This window comes from Hydrococcus rivularis NIES-593 (assembly GCF_001904635.1).
GTDB classification, from domain to species: domain Bacteria; phylum Cyanobacteriota; class Cyanobacteriia; order Cyanobacteriales; family Microcystaceae; genus Hydrococcus; species Hydrococcus rivularis.
This window is the reverse complement of sequence record NZ_MRCB01000035.1, coordinates 14,384-29,017: the sequence shown is the minus strand read 5'-3', so window position 1 is coordinate 29,017 and position 14,634 is coordinate 14,384. Positions and strand designations below refer to the sequence as shown.

15 protein-coding genes are annotated in these 14,634 nt (G+C 45.6%); 8 read left to right on the top strand and 7 right to left on the bottom strand.

All coding sequences use genetic code 11. The annotated features are described in order from the left end of the window. Positions 1-12 precede the first annotated feature (12 nt). Positions 13-1,977 carry an ATP-dependent zinc metalloprotease FtsH gene (gene ftsH, locus NIES593_RS20175; RefSeq protein WP_073601291.1) on the top strand — a complete coding sequence of 655 codons (1,965 nt, stop codon included), beginning with the start codon at positions 13-15 and terminating at the stop codon, positions 1,975-1,977. Positions 1,978-2,097: 120 nt separating this feature from the next. Next, the gene (locus NIES593_RS20170; RefSeq protein WP_073601290.1) at positions 2,098-3,084 is read left to right on the top strand and encodes a M48 family metalloprotease; all 987 of its coding nucleotides are present in this window, start codon (positions 2,098-2,100) and stop codon (positions 3,082-3,084) included. Positions 3,085-3,145: 61 nt separating this feature from the next. Here NIES593_RS20170 and NIES593_RS20165 read toward each other — a convergent pair whose 3' ends face one another. Then, a complete protein-coding gene (locus NIES593_RS20165; RefSeq protein WP_073601289.1) occupies positions 3,146-3,736 on the bottom strand; it encodes a PAP/fibrillin family protein in 591 nt (196 codons plus the stop codon). A 174-nt stretch (positions 3,737-3,910) separates the two neighbouring features. Here NIES593_RS20165 and NIES593_RS20160 point away from each other — a divergent pair, with 174 nt between their 5' ends. Further along, a complete protein-coding gene (locus NIES593_RS20160; protein WP_073601288.1) occupies positions 3,911-4,156 on the top strand; it encodes a DUF3134 domain-containing protein in 246 nt (81 codons plus the stop codon). A gap of 145 nt (positions 4,157-4,301) precedes the next feature. Further along, complete coding sequence (gene mraY / locus NIES593_RS20155) at positions 4,302-5,399, top strand: phospho-N-acetylmuramoyl-pentapeptide-transferase (RefSeq protein ID WP_073601287.1); 1,098 nt, start codon at positions 4,302-4,304, stop codon at positions 5,397-5,399. Positions 5,400-5,740: 341 nt separating this feature from the next. Here mraY and NIES593_RS20150 read toward each other — a convergent pair whose 3' ends face one another. The 5 genes from NIES593_RS20150 to NIES593_RS20130 form a co-directional block, all read right to left on the bottom strand. Continuing rightward, a complete protein-coding gene (locus NIES593_RS20150) occupies positions 5,741-6,166 on the bottom strand; it encodes a BAR domain-containing protein (RefSeq protein WP_073601286.1) in 426 nt (141 codons plus the stop codon). Positions 6,167-6,372: 206 nt separating this feature from the next. After that, complete coding sequence (gene ndk / locus NIES593_RS20145) at positions 6,373-6,822, bottom strand: nucleoside-diphosphate kinase (RefSeq protein ID WP_073601285.1); 450 nt, start codon at positions 6,820-6,822, stop codon at positions 6,373-6,375. Between the two features lie 66 nt (positions 6,823-6,888). Further along, positions 6,889-7,689, bottom strand: a complete 801-nt coding sequence (locus NIES593_RS20140; protein WP_245817664.1) for a Cof-type HAD-IIB family hydrolase — start codon at positions 7,687-7,689, stop codon at positions 6,889-6,891. A gap of 53 nt (positions 7,690-7,742) precedes the next feature. Further along, the gene (rodA, locus tag NIES593_RS20135) at positions 7,743-8,996 is read right to left on the bottom strand and encodes a rod shape-determining protein RodA (protein WP_073601306.1); all 1,254 of its coding nucleotides are present in this window, start codon (positions 8,994-8,996) and stop codon (positions 7,743-7,745) included. A gap of 70 nt (positions 8,997-9,066) precedes the next feature. Beyond that, on the bottom strand, positions 9,067-10,128 hold the full coding sequence (locus NIES593_RS20130) for an Mrp/NBP35 family ATP-binding protein (protein WP_073601283.1): 1,062 nt from the start codon (positions 10,126-10,128) through the stop codon (positions 9,067-9,069). Positions 10,129-10,622: 494 nt separating this feature from the next. Between NIES593_RS20130 and NIES593_RS20125 the strand changes: the two genes are divergently transcribed. The 4 genes from NIES593_RS20125 to NIES593_RS20110 all read left to right on the top strand — a co-directional run bounded on the left by NIES593_RS20125 (position 10,623) and on the right by NIES593_RS20110 (position 13,729). After that, positions 10,623-11,495, top strand: a complete 873-nt coding sequence (locus NIES593_RS20125) for an S-methyl-5'-thioadenosine phosphorylase (RefSeq protein ID WP_073601282.1) — start codon at positions 10,623-10,625, stop codon at positions 11,493-11,495. A gap of 8 nt (positions 11,496-11,503) precedes the next feature. Next, complete coding sequence (locus NIES593_RS20120) at positions 11,504-11,965, top strand: cupredoxin domain-containing protein (protein ID WP_073601281.1); 462 nt, start codon at positions 11,504-11,506, stop codon at positions 11,963-11,965. 72 nt (positions 11,966-12,037) lie between these two features. Further along, positions 12,038-12,598, top strand: coding sequence for a 2'-5' RNA ligase family protein (locus NIES593_RS20115; RefSeq protein WP_073601280.1), 561 nt, complete (start codon positions 12,038-12,040; stop codon positions 12,596-12,598). Between the two features lie 3 nt (positions 12,599-12,601). Next, on the top strand, positions 12,602-13,729 hold the full coding sequence (locus NIES593_RS20110; RefSeq protein WP_073601279.1) for a THUMP domain-containing class I SAM-dependent RNA methyltransferase: 1,128 nt from the start codon (positions 12,602-12,604) through the stop codon (positions 13,727-13,729). 81 nt (positions 13,730-13,810) lie between these two features. Here NIES593_RS20110 and lexA read toward each other — a convergent pair whose 3' ends face one another. Beyond that, on the bottom strand, positions 13,811-14,413 hold the full coding sequence (lexA, locus tag NIES593_RS20105) for a transcriptional repressor LexA (RefSeq protein ID WP_073601278.1): 603 nt from the start codon (positions 14,411-14,413) through the stop codon (positions 13,811-13,813). Between the last annotated feature and the right edge of the window lie 221 nt (positions 14,414-14,634).

The following is a 14,634-nucleotide window of genomic DNA, read 5'->3' as shown; positions in this document are numbered from 1 at the left end:
ATTACTGAAATTATGCCCATCGATCGCGATAGCAAACAAAAAACCCCAGAACCGAGCGGATTGGGTCGCAGCCTAATTATCCTGCTGATGTGGCTGGTCTTCATCAATTTATTTGTCCTGCGAGGGACGCAGGAGTCAACCGTATCCTACAGTCAATTTATCGACCAAGTAGAAGCCGGTAAAGTTGCCAGCGCCAAAATTGGTTCCGATCGAATCATATACGTTCTTAAACCCGAAGGCAAAAACGCTCAAACCCAAAAATCGCAGGAGTTAATAACTATTCCGGTTGCAGGCGATTCCGACCTGCCCAAACTGCTGCGCGAGCATGATGTCGAATTTTCCGCACTGCCTCCTAGCAATGCTGGCTGGATTGGAACGCTGCTAAGTTGGGTTGTTCCACCCCTGATCTTTGTCGGACTTTGGGGATGGCTGATGGCTCGCTCTCAAGCCAATGGAGCGACTGCCCTCACGGTAGGAAAGAGTAAAGCTCGCATCTATTCAGAAGGTAATACAGGCGTAACTTTCGATGACGTAGCAGGAGTTGATGAAGCCAAAGCAGAATTGCAAGAAATCGTCGATTTTCTAGCAAATGCAGGTAAATATACCCGTTTAGGGGCAAAAATTCCTAAAGGCGTTCTTTTGGTCGGACCGCCGGGAACGGGGAAGACTCTATTGGCAAAAGCGATCGCTGGAGAAGCTGGAGTGCCTTTCTTTAGTATCTCCGGCTCGGAATTTATCGAGTTATTCGTCGGCATCGGTGCATCGCGGGTGCGGGATTTATTCGAGCAGGCGAAAAGACAAGCGCCCTGCATCGTGTTTATCGACGAATTAGATGCGCTCGGCAAATCGAGGGCAAATGCGGGTGGAATTCTGGGCGGCAATGACGAACGCGAACAAACCCTCAATCAATTACTCGCCGAGATGGATGGCTTCGATACAAATACGGGGGTCATTCTCCTCGCCGCAACCAACCGCCCGGAGGTGTTAGATCCCGCCCTATTGCGTCCCGGACGTTTCGATCGCCAGATCCTAGTAGACAGACCCGATAAAATCGGACGAGAAGCCATTCTGAGGGTTCATGCCAAAAATGTGACCCTCGCTCCAGACGTAGAATTAGATAAACTGGCAGCGCGAACGCCGGGATTTGCCGGAGCAGATTTGGCGAACTTGGTCAACGAAGCCGCCTTGCTTGCCGCTCGCAAAAATCGCAATGCAGTGACGATGGAAGATTTTAACGAAGCGATCGAGCGAGTCTTGACGGGATTGGAGAAAAAATCTCGCGTTCTCAATGAAATTGAGAAAAAAACCGTTGCCTATCACGAAGTCGGTCACGCCATCATCGGGGCGAATATGCCCGGCGCGGGGGCAGTGGAAAAAATCTCAATCGTGCCTCGCGGCATCGGAGCGTTGGGCTATACGTTGCAATTGCCAGAAGAAGACCGCTTCCTGATGCTCGAAGATGAAATTCGCGGTCGCATCGTTACCCTTTTAGGCGGACGGTCTGCCGAAGAATTAGTCTTTGGTAGAGTATCGACCGGCGCGAGCGACGATATTCAAAAAGCCACCGATCTCGCCGAACGGTTTGTGACGCTCTACGGCATGAGCGATAAATTGGGTCCGATTGCTTTCGAGAAAGCACAACAACAATTCCTCGAAGGATTAACTAACCCTCGTCGCGCCGTCAGTCCTAAAATTGCCGAAGAAATCGATCGCGAAGTTAAAGAAATCGTCGAGGGAGCGCATCGCATTGCCTTAGCTATTTTAGATAAGAATCGGGACTTGTTAGAAGAGACAGCGCAAGCCTTGCTAGAAAAAGAAATTCTAGAGGGAGAAGAATTGAAAGAGCGGCTCAAGCGCGTCCAAAAAACGCCAGAAATGGACGAATGGCTGCTGACGGGTCAACTTTCTGAGGCAATCCCGTTTCCATCCACCTTTAATGGGGGACAGCGGATTGGTTCGGCAACCAGTGAAAAGTAAAGTAAGCGAGGGAGAAAATCAACTACCTTAAGTTTTGGATAAGTATGTTATGCGATCGCAGTAGTTCGCGCTAAATTATTGAGTATCGATATTTAGCTTAAATTCAAGTCAGGATTTAATATGCTCAAAACTACTGCGAAATTCGCTATTTTTACTGCCCTTAGTACCCTCTTGCTGCAAACGTCGCTGCCAGCCCAGGCTAGACCCACTCAGCCAACTCAAACAAAAAATGCAGAAGCCGTCTATAAAAAAGCCAAAGCTGAGTTACCAGAAGAATGGTATGTCGTTTATCGCATAACCGAGAGAATTGCTAGAGCCAACGGACAGGATACCTCCCCTTGGCGCGTAGTAGTTGTCCCCGAATATCAAACCAATGCCTTCGCGACAGACGTTAACCTCATCGCTATCTATAGCGGCATCATGGATCAGCTAGCCGGAGATTCCTCAGCCCTTGCCTGCGTAATCGCCCACGAAATGGGACACCACGTCAAGCGCCATATTGCCGTCGGTGAAGCCGAAAAAGATAGAATCCGAAAAGAGGCAGAAGCAGAAGTGATGGCAGAAGCAGAAGATGCTCGGGATGATGTTGAAGGAAATGCCGTTGGCGGAGCCATTCTCGGTACGGTTGGTGGGATCTTAGGCGGTGCGGTCGGTGCAGCGAGTAACGTCGGTCAATCGGCTCTAGAAGGTGCTAGTCGCCAGCGCGTTGCCGATGCCGAGGAGCGGGTACAGGAAATTGTCAAGCAAAAAGAACAAGAAATGGCAGAAACCTTCCGCAGACAAGAATCTGAAGCCGACGAGGTCGGCTACACGTACATGACTAGAGCGGGCTTCGATCCAGAAGGCTGCTTGCGAGTCATGGATGTTTTGGGACGAACGCCAGGAGCAGAATTTGATACATCGCATCCATCCGTTCCCAAACGTGTCGAGCAGATTAAAGCGTTAATGACGCAATATCCCGCTCAAACCCTAGCGCAAGAAGGAAAGACGAGGCTTACAGGAAACCCCTTGAGCTACAGTTTGTCTAGCGATGGAATGTCATTGCGAATCAACCGTCGTGGTGGCGGTTCGACGGCAGACGACATCGATCGCCGATTCGGACAATAGCAGCCTGTGTGAGTTCGGAGTTCGGAGTTGTTATGCTTGAATTCCGAATTCCGAACTCTGGCTATCCCTTTTCCTTAGCCAAAACGAAAACGTTTCCCTCATTTCCCCGTCCGACGCGCAAATCTTCATCCAAATAGGTAATCTCCAGCCAACCCTGCTGCTCGCGGCTTTCGATGCTAAAGTCAAGAGGGAGAAATTTCTTGCCTAACTCTATTTCCTGAATCAGGCGATCGGGAGAAATATACCCTATCAAGCGTTGCAAGCCAAGAATCGATCGCTCGAATTTGACATTGACTCGGCGATCGCTGACGGGTTCAAAGCGAGCTGCGACGCTGACGATCCCTTCAAAAAAAGGCACGCCAATAATCTCGGCAATATTGTAGAGTTTGGCTTGCTCGGTGCGAATGCATTGATAAACTTGACCGAGTTGCAAGACAGGAATTCGATTGAGTCCCAGAATTCCGCGACTGGTAGTATAGAGCAAGCGCCAGTCTCCTTCGAGTAAATTTTTTGCCTCGACTGGTTTGGGAGTGGGATTGCGATCTTCGAGTTGCTCTATAGCTGAGAGAACTTTGACTTTGTCCCTTTCAGTAGCTAGCAAACCGCGATTTTTCCCGGCGATCGCTTCTAGTAATTTAGCCTTCTCGTTCATCGGTTTTTCCCTATCGCTACTACTTACGTCTTTAATAACTTTAAACCTGACCCTCGTTCGATAAGTTTTTTAAAGTTCTTGGCAAACGAACTTCTTTACCTTTTTTTCGTCTATCGAGGAGGAGGTTTTGACTGCTAAACTCTAAATGTCTAGACTCAAATATCTCGGTTAATCATGCACAATCCTTCATTGCGCCAAGAACCTCGTTACGAACCCGCATCCGTCATTCCTCTCAAGAAAGACTCTTCTTTGATCGATTGGCTAAAAGCCACGGGTCGCCTGATCGAACGCGAAACCGTTGAAGATACAGAAGTGCCTCCGATAGAAGACGAGATCGGAATTGAAGATTTCATCGATGTCGATGACAGTATTTACGACGACGATGACGACGAGATCGAACTCGATATTGATGAAGATTAAATTTCGTCTCGCTGTTTCGTCTAATGCAGGTAACGACGAGGTGCGGCGGGTGCTTTGTCATTGGTCAGAGCGTCATTAGTCATTAGTACAAAGGACAAAGGACGAATGACAACTCTTACTCTATTAATTGTTGTGTGAGTCAGTTGTGGACGCAAAATTATCTTTATCGACAAGCCTAAAAAAGCCTTCAGGAACCAGCTTGTTAATTCTCCTGATCCTTCTCTCGCTCCTGCTTGCAAGCCTTTTTGCTTGCATGGCAGGTCGGTTTCCCGAAGCCAGCTTTGAGATCCTCATTCCCATGGGCATCAGCGCTCTCATCAGTGCCGGACTCGGCTATGGCGTTGTCCCCGTACTGCGAAGGCTCAAAACCGGTCAAGTCATCCAAGAAGACGGTCCGCAAACTCACCTCAAAAAAGCAGGAACGCCAACTATGGGAGGCGTGTTTTTTGTGCCAGTAGCCGTTATCGTTGCTACGGTTTGGTCGGGATTTGCGCCCAATGCGATCGCCACTTCTGTACTCACCCTCGCTTATCTGGGTATTGGTTGGTTTGACGATTGGCAAATCCTTCGCCAAAAGTCTAATAAAGGGATTTCCCCGCCCATGAAGCTAGCGCTACAAATTCTCGTAGCGGTTCTTTTTTGTCTGTGGACGCTCTGGAGTCAACCAGAGAGGATTACTGACATTACTCTCCCTGGAAATCTCGTGTTGCCATTGGGAGTTCTTTTTTGGGCTTTAGCCGGATTTGTCCTGGTTGCCGAAAGCAATGCTACCAATCTCACCGATGGAGTCGATGGACTGGCTGCTGGAACGGTCGCGATCGCGTTTTTGGGACTGGCGGCTTTAGTGGCACCAACTTCGCCGGAATTAACGATTTTCTGCGCCTGCATGAGTGGAGGCTGTTTGGGGTTTGTCGTCCACAACCGCAATCCCGCTACCGTTTTCATGGGAGATACGGGTTCCCTCGCTCTCGGTGCTGCAATCGCTGCTGTCGGCATTCTCGGCGGCAAACTGTGGGGGCTATTTGTTGTCAGTGGGATTTTCTTCGTCGAATCCCTCTCCGTCATTGCTCAGGTGAGCTATTACAAGGCTACCAAAGGACCCGATGGCAAAGGCAAACGGTTATTAAAAATGGCACCCCTGCACCATCATTTAGAACTGAGCGGCTGGTCGGAAACTCAGATTGTGGGAGCTTTTTATCTAATTAATGCTGGGTTAGCTCTTCTAGCCGTTGTTTTATCGTAATATTAAATCTGGTTGAACAATTTCAATACCGAGTAATGCGAAAGATCTTTCGCTTACGCTCAGGACGCTTCGCGTCTTATACCAATTTTCAGGTTTTCCGATATACATTCTTCTCCCCTCTCCCTATTTGGGAGAGGGGTTGGGGGGTGAGGGCGATCGACTATCTCTGTCATTAATGAATGAAAAATGATATTACTCGCGAGCGAGACTTATGTCCTAACGGACACGCTACGATGAACGCACTACATATTATGACTCTATAACCGGATTTGATATAATTTTTACGAATCGACATTAAATCATAAGCTCTTAAGACTTATCTGTCAATAGCGGAATTCAGTCTAAAGACCCATTGAATTGGCGTTTGCTTTTCTGGGATAGCTTTCAAGCAACTCTACTAAAAACTCAGGATCGCTTTGCGAAAGTTTATCTAAAATTTGCTTGGCTCGTTCGCGAGTTTGTTCTTTGCGATCGCTTTTGATTTGTTCTACTTGCCTTTGGATTTCCTTGAGTTGTTCTAACGCTCGGATGTCTTCCAATGCTTCTGGCTTCAATTCACGGACTACTGCGAGTAAGGAATCAGTGAGAATTCCCAGTTGTTTGCCATAGGAAGCAACCTCATGGAAAACTTCTCGTTCGATCTCAGGATCTCCAGCATCAGGTTCAATTTCTCTGCTGAACCAATCTGTACGGGGAGAAATGTCTTGAGTAACCGAACCGCTGAAAGGAAAATGAAAGTTAGGCGACCATTGCATTGGCGAAAACATGGCAAACTCCTTGGTATGTAGAATCCTTCCAGCAGCTACGCCGAAACATCGAGAAATTATTTCTCGATCGCTGTTTTACCTCATAACCAACAATATTTAGTTCAAATTAAAGATTTCGTTAAAAGTTTTGCTCGCTATCTTTGGTAGCTAGTAAAGACGCGATCGCATCGCGTCTCTATGTCAGTTACTTGCTCGCCAACTTGCTATTATTCATAGAGCCAAGACTTATTGGCAGGTTCCCAGCTAACCAATTCTTCTGGAGCAAACCAGAGACTGATTTCGCGCTGTGCCGTTTCAATCGCGTCAGAACCATGAATCAGGTTGCGTCCGATACTGACTCCAAAATCGCCGCGAATCGTTCCCGGTTCGGACGTTAGCGGATTCGTTGCCCCAATCAGTTTTCTAGCAGAAGCGACAACACCATCACCTTCCCAGACCATGGCAACTACGGGGGCAGAACAGATAAACTCGACTAAGCTGCCGAAAAAGGGTCTTTCTCTGTGTACATCATAGTGTTGTTCGGCAAGTTCCCGCGAAACTTTCATCATTTTTAGTCCGACTAGGGTAAAGCCTTTAGCTTCAAAACGCCGGATCACTTCCCCAACTAAATTGCGCTGTACGCCATCGGGTTTGACCATTACGAATGTGCGCTCCACGGTTCTCTCCTTCGCATTTACAAATCGATTCAAAACCCAGATTAACCTAGATCGGTACTTTGTAATCTAGAGAAGAAATTTTTCAATCGCAACCGCTACGCCATCTTCTTCTACGCTAGGCGCAACCCAATCCGCCAATTCCTGTAAAGCTGTGGGAGCGTTTCCCATCGCTATGCTCGTGCCAGCATATTGCAGCATTTGAGCGTCATTAAAATTATCCCCAACTGCCATAACATTTTTTGCCTCCAAACCTAAAATCTGTTCGCTCAGATAACGAACGGCAGATCCTTTATTAGCATGGGGATGGGTTGCTTCCAAAAAATTTATCGTCGATTGGGTTAGATAAAGTTCACTAGCCGCATAACGCTGTTGTAAATGGCTCAAAAGTTTTTCGATTAAGGAAACTTCGCGACTGAGTGCCAAAACTTTAGTAGGATGTTTGTCTACAATGGAGCGGAGATCGCCAACGGCAATTGGCTCGATCCCAGATCGTTGGGCATAATTTTCTGTGATAGCAGTAATTTGCCGGACGTAAAGGCGATCGCCAATGTAAAAATGAATGCCAAGGCGGTCTATCAGTTCGGGTAGCTCTAAATCGTCTAACAACTGCTGTGCTAGGGCTGGCGCAACGGGTAAATGTTGATGCATCTCTCCCGTAAACGGATCTTGAATCCAAGCGCCATTGTAGGCAAGTAGCGGTAATTGGGAGCCAATGCAACGATGAAATCGCATTGCCGAGCGAAACATCCGACCAGTAGCAAGTGCCACCTGAATTCCTTGAGCTTGAACGGCTTGAATTGCCTGTTTGACAGGTTCGCTAATCTCGTTAGAGCGACCGGAGATCGTCCCATCAATATCAAGAACCAATAAGCGAATATCCAATGCCTACCCCTGTTTGACTACAGCTTTTAGCAGATAGCTTAAAATCGCTTTCGCGGTCGATAATTTGCCACCGATTCTACCAGTCCCAAAGCAATAAAGTTAGTTAAGAGGGCCGATCGCCCGTAACTCAGCCAAGGGAGAGGAATGCCAGTAATTGGGGCAAGCCCTACAGTCATACTGATATTGATAATGACTTGGAAAGCAATCATTGACAGCATTCCAATTGCCAGCAAAGAGCCAAAATTTTCTTTGGCATTGCAAGCGATGTATAGTAAGCGAAAGCAGATTAACCAAAAGGCAATGAGGACACCGATACAACCAATAAATCCCAATTGTTCTCCAATCGCTGAAAAAATAAAGTCAGTATGCTGTTCGGGAATGAAATTCAGTTGCGTTTGCGTTCCCTGGTAGAGTCCTCGTCCCCAAAATTCTCCCGAACCGATCGCGATTCGAGATTGGATTAGTTGGTAACCGCCGCCCAAAGGGTTTTTCTCCGGGTGCAGAAAGAGCGTCAGCCTGTCTTTTTGATACTCTTTCAACAGTCCCCAGAGAATGCCGCTTAATTTTCCCGCCGCAAAATTGCCTGCGATCGCGCCAATCGTTACAACGAATCTAAGCGGAAGCGTCAACCAGGCGATGATTCCCATTGCCAGCGCCCAGATTAACCAGCCAGGGAAAAAGACGTTGTAGAGAATCGCAGACACCAAGGGAGACATCATCAAAACCAGCCAGCCCGGATTGGCATCTGCCCAATAGAGCATTCCCAGAGTAATCGCCCCAAAAACCAAACCCGTTCCCAAGTCCGGTTGCAGCATAATTAATCCCCAAGGCAATGCGGTGGCTGCCAGAGCGCGAAATAGGGCGGGCAGCGTTGAGGCAGGGCGCTCGTGCAGCAAGGCTGCTAGGGTAATAATCAAGCCAACTTTGGCAAATTCTGAGGGTTGTACGTTAAAACTGCCAATATTAATCCAACTCTGCGCTCCATTCGCCGCTACGCCCATGAAAATTACGGCTAATAGCGAGAGATTGGTGATAGCATAAGTTACCCAATGCCACTGGATCAAACCTTCGTACCGCAAGCGGGCAAGGATCGGGGTAAAGCTCAACCCCAACGCGCCTATCAGCCAGTGTTGCCACCAGTCTACCGCTCCCTCGCGGACTTGGGTCGTTTGGATCGCCAGTCCTCCCAAGACCGTTAAACCGACTGCCAAGATTAATAGCAGCCAGTCAATCTGCGACCAGGAGGCAAACCATAGCTTCCAGTTAATTTTGGCTGAGGATTTTTGTAACATTGCCAAAAAAGTAAAAGGGAAAAAGGTAAAAGGCAAAAAATATTTTTTACTTTTACCTTTTTCCTTTATTTTAAGCAAAAGCTGCCATAGAGACTTTAGCTGCAATTTGTTGGGCGATCGCGGTTAGCGCTTTAGCAGAAGCCGAGTCGGGAGCTTCCATAACGATGGGAACGCCCGTATCGCCTCCTTCGCGCAAGGCAATTTCTAGGGGAATGCAACCCAATAGGGGCACGCTTAATTCTTTCGCGGCTTTTTCTCCGCCGCCAGAGCCAAATAGATCGTAGCTGCGATCGGGCATGTCTGGCGGGATGAAGTAGCTCATATTTTCGACAATTCCCAGAACGTTTACGCCCAACTGCTGGAACATTTTTAAACCCCGACGAGCATCTAGTAGAGAGACGGTTTGGGGAGTCGTGACGATAACTGCTCCCGCCATGGGCACGGCTTGAACGAGCGTTAGCTGGGCATCTCCCGTTCCTGGTGGCATATCGACAATCAGATAATCGAGATCGCCCCAGTCTACCTGGTAGAGAAACTGGCGGATAATGCCGTTGAGCATGGGCCCCCGCCAAATGACAGGCTGATCGGGGTCGATCAAAAAGCCCATGGATACCATCTTCACGCCGTAGTTAAAGGCAGGTTCTAATACGTCTCCTTGGGAACCTTTCTGTACCATCACTTGCGCGTTAGCTAGCCCTAACATGGTGGGCGCGTTTGGCCCGTAAATATCTGCATCCAAAAGACCGACTTTTGCGCCTGCTTGGGCGAGGGCAACGGCTACGTTTACTGCTACTGTGCTTTTGCCAACGCCGCCTTTACCACTAGAGATGGCGATAATATTTTTTATGCCGGGGACGGTCTGGCGATCTGGCAACGATTTCTGTTGGGGCGTTTCTGCGGTGACTTCTACTTTTACGTCTTTAACCCCAGGTAGCTGCTTGACAGCTTTTTGACAATCTTCGACAATAAACTCTCGCAATGGACAGGCAGGAGTAGTTAAAACGAGCGTAAAACTGACCTTTCCCCCGTCGATTTGAACATTGCGGATCATATTCAACTCTACCAAACTTTTTCGCAGTTCGGGGTCTTGTACGGGGCGTAATACTTCTAAAACCGATTTAGTATCCAGCATAATTAAAAGGGTTCTCCTCTGCCTGCGACTACAGCAGATATTGTTTTAAAAAAAGTGTTCTTTGAATTTATATTAAAACATAGAACCTATAGGCAGGAGTTGCGATCGCATGATTGATTTTTATCCTGATAGTTTTCTTCTCAGTTTTTTACAAAATCACCGAGGCAAAACTGAATAAATTATTTTTCCAAACTCTAGGGCGATCTGAATTAGAAAATAGCCCCATGGTTTTGGGGTAGAAATAATGCTATGATTCTCAATCATAAAAATCAATGTCAAGACGACGGATTAACGAGAAGTTTAATCGTTAAATTCCCAGAAAAATGAATAGTAAAATCACTAACGCGATCGATATGTGAAAGAAAAAACACTTAAGGAATAGAAGATTATATTACTCGATCGAGCAACAATTAAGAAAAATTAGAAAAATCGAAGCGTAAATTTATCGATACAATAACTATGCATCGCACTAAACCAAATCTGAACGTAATATTATGACACAGGTAAAAATTGGCATCATCGGCGGTAGCGGTCTTTATAAAATGGATGCCCTTAAAGATGTAAAAGAAGTGACCGTCTCCACTCCTTTTGGTTCGCCTTCGGATGCGTTTATCGTTGGCAACTTAGAAGGAACAACCGTTGCTTTTCTGGCGCGTCATGGACGCAATCATCACCTGTTGCCGACAGAATTGCCTTTTCGGGCGAATATTTATGCCATGAAAAAGCTGGGGGTAGAATATATTATCTCTGCTTCAGCCGTCGGTTCTCTCAAAGAAGAAGTCAAACCATTAGATCTGGTGGTTCCCGATCAATTCATCGATCGCACGAAAAACCGAGTTTCTACCTTTTTTGGCGATGGAATTGTCGCTCATATTGCTTTTGGCGACCCCGTGTGCCCTAATCTAGCCAAAGTCTTAGCGGATGCAGTAGAAAGTTTGAATTTGCCAGATGTTGCCCTCCATCGCGGCGGAACTTACCTATGCATGGAAGGACCCGCCTTTTCTACCAAAGCCGAATCTAATCTATATCGTAGCTGGGGCGCGACGATTATTGGAATGACCAATTTGCAGGAAGCCAAACTCGCCAGAGAAGCAGAAATTGCCTATGCTACTCTAGCCTTAGTCACTGATTACGATTGTTGGCATCCAGACCACGACCATGTGACGGTAGAGATGGTCATCGGCAATTTACATCGCAATGCTATCAATGCCCAAAAAGTCATCCAAGAAACGGTAAGGCGTTTGAGCGAAAATCTGCCAACCTCTGCGGCACATTCTGCCCTTAAGTATGCCATTCTTACCCCTCTCGACAAAGTGCCAGCGCCGACGAAAGAAAAATTATCATTATTGTTACAGAAATATTTGTAGGTGAAGTCATGATGCCGTTTAAAAAACTTGGTTTCTTGGGGCGATTTTTCGCCGTTACTTTGGGGGTAATTCTCTGCTGGACGACGATTGTGACCGCACCAGCTTTAGCTGCGCGATCGATTACTGAAGTCAAGGTTAGTTTGGGAAATAGTGCGGGCGAATTAAAGTTTTTCCCCAGCGATCTCAAATTTATGGCGGGACAAAAATATAAACTCGTCTTAGACAACCCCAGCCCTACAAAACATTATTTCACTGCTAAAGATTTTGCCGATGCGAGTTGGACGCAAAAAGTAGAAGCAGGCAAAGTAGAAATCAAGGGAGCCATTCACGAACTAGAATTAAAACCGGGCGCAGAAGCGGAATGGGTATTAGTTCCCGAAAAACCGGGAACTTATAAACTCTATTGTTCTATCCCCGGACACGCCGAGGCAGGAATGACCGGAACGATCGCAATTGCTAATAATCAGTGAGCTATAAATATTTCTCTATTAAAGGATTAAAAAGAACATGCAGAGGTTCAATTTATTACTAGGAGTTTTTGTATGGTTCAATCCAAACGACGATTTTTTATTGCCTTGCTACCTCCGCATGAAGCACAACAATATGCCAGAAAAATTCAGCAGCACTTTGCAGAAGTTTACAATAGCCGCGCCGCACAGAAATCGCCACCGCATATTACCTTACAACCTCCTTTTGAGTGGGAAATAGAAGATTTTCCAAAATTAGAACAAATATTAACAGAATTTGCCCGAAACCAAGCTCCCATTCCAATGATTCTCGATGGTTTTGCGGCATTTAAACCTCGCGTGATTTTTATTAATGTCTTGAAAACGCCAGAACTTCTGGCAGTACAAAAAGCTTTAATGGACTATCTAGAATCGTCGCTAGGAATTGTTGATGAGAAGTCTAAAAATCGTCCCTTTGCTCCGCATCTAACAGTCGCTTATCGCGATCTGACTAAGCCAAATTTTTATAAAGCTTGGGATGAATATAAGCAACAAAAAGTACATTTTGAATTTCTCATTCCTCAGTTAACTTTACTAATTCATAATGGGAAATATTGGGAGATAAGTAAAGAATTTCCGTTTGCCAATCAAGAATAACTAATGACTAAGAATTACTTTGCCACAGTTGCTCGTGGATTAGAAGACATTGCTGCAAAAGAATTAGAGAAACTGGGAGCAATAGACATTCGTACTGATTTTACTGGCGTACATTTTAAAGGAGATAAAGCTCTACTCTACAGAGTTAATCTTTGGTCGAGAGTTATTTTTCGAGTCTTGATGCCTATTTATGAGATAAAAAGCTATAATGCAGAGCAATTATATAGAAATGTATACAAGCTAGATTGGGAAGAATACCTTCAGACTCAAGACACTTTTGCAGTTGTCTGTACTGGAGGAAATAAAAATCTCAATCACACTCATTTTACCGCACTTCAAATTAAAAATGCTATCGTCGATCGCCAGCGCAAAAAAATAGGAAAGCGTTCTAATATTAATCTAGAAAATCCTGATGTATTAATTAACGCTCATATCGAAGGCAATCGCTGTATTCTAAGTTTAGATAGTTCGGGTTCGAGTTTACATCGTCGCAGCTATCGCCCAGCAATGGGAATAGCTCCCTTAAAAGAAACATTAGCGGCTGCCATATTAGAAATAGCGGAATGGAAACCGAATATTCCCTTTTTAGATCCTTTATGTGGTTCGGGAATTTTACCAATCGAAGCAGCATTAAAAAGTTTGAATATTGCTCCTGGATTGTATCGAAAGCAGTTTGGATTTCAGACTTGGAAAGATTTCGATCGCGCTCTTTGGGAGAAAATTTTAACAGAAGCGAAAGAAAGCCAATTATCTGAACTTTTAGCCCCAATTTTAGGGAGCGATCGCGATTCCGATATTTTACAACAAGCCTGCATTAATACCCAATCTTGTGGCATAGAAAAACATATTCAATTGACTCAAAAAGACTTGTCTGAAATTGAAGCACCAGCAAAGAGTGGAATGATTATTTGTAATCCTCCCTATGGAAAGCGAATAGGAGATATTCAAGAATTGGGAGGATTTTACAAATTATTGGGAGATATATTCAAACAGCGTTTTAAAGGATGGACGGCATATGTTTTGACAGGGAATAAAGAATTGGCAAAACAAATAGGACTGAGAGCATCCCGGCGCATTCCTGTCTATAATGGCTCCCTGCCCTGCACGTTACTAAAGTATGAATTGTATTAGCAAGGAGTTAAACCAATTGGCAATTGCTAATTGCCAGAAATTCAGTCAGCAGCGATCGAAATACCGATCGCTAACAACCGATTAGTATCCCCTCCAAACACCGATCAAAATTCCCTGGATGTCTACTCGATCGGCTGAAACTTGGATTGGCGAATATTTACGATTAGAAGGTTTAAGGATAATTTTTTCTTTCTGTCGATAAAAACGCTTCAAAGTCGTGCCAACTCCTTCAACTCTAGCCGCAACAATTTCCCCATTTTTGATAGTTTCATGAGGAGAAACAGAACGCATAATCGCCAGATCTCCTTCGACGATTGAATCTTCAATCATACTGTCTCCAACAACCCGCAAAGCAAAACAATTGGGATGCCCAAATACGCTAGATAAATCCAATTTTTCTTGCACTTCAGTGAAAGGTTCTACTAATCCTCCAGCAGCGATCGCGCCTAGTATGGGTATACCTTGAGAGGGGCGATGAAGAATGCGAATCGTGCGAGCTTTTCCTTCCGTCCAATCAATATAGCCTTTGGTACGCAAACGCTCTAAACGGCTTTGAATTGGGGCAGGCGATCGCAAATTCATCGCCCGCATCATTTGTCGAATTGAAGGAGCATGTTGGGTGCTAGTAATGTATTCTACTAGCCAGTCATAAAGTTCTTGTTGAGCTTGTGTGAGAGGTTCCATAAGACAATACCAAACCGATAAGTTCCGAAATTACAGTTAGCTTCAGTAGATTTTCTTAGCCGAGCTGTGTCTATTCTAGAACATCAGTACTAAATAAATATAGATCTTATGAGCAATCGATTGAAAATTTTGAATTTAATCTTAAACTCAAAGCGACCTCCTTAGCGAGCGATATCAGCACTCTGCCAGTGCTGCTAATCGGGTTCACATTGAACTGGCGT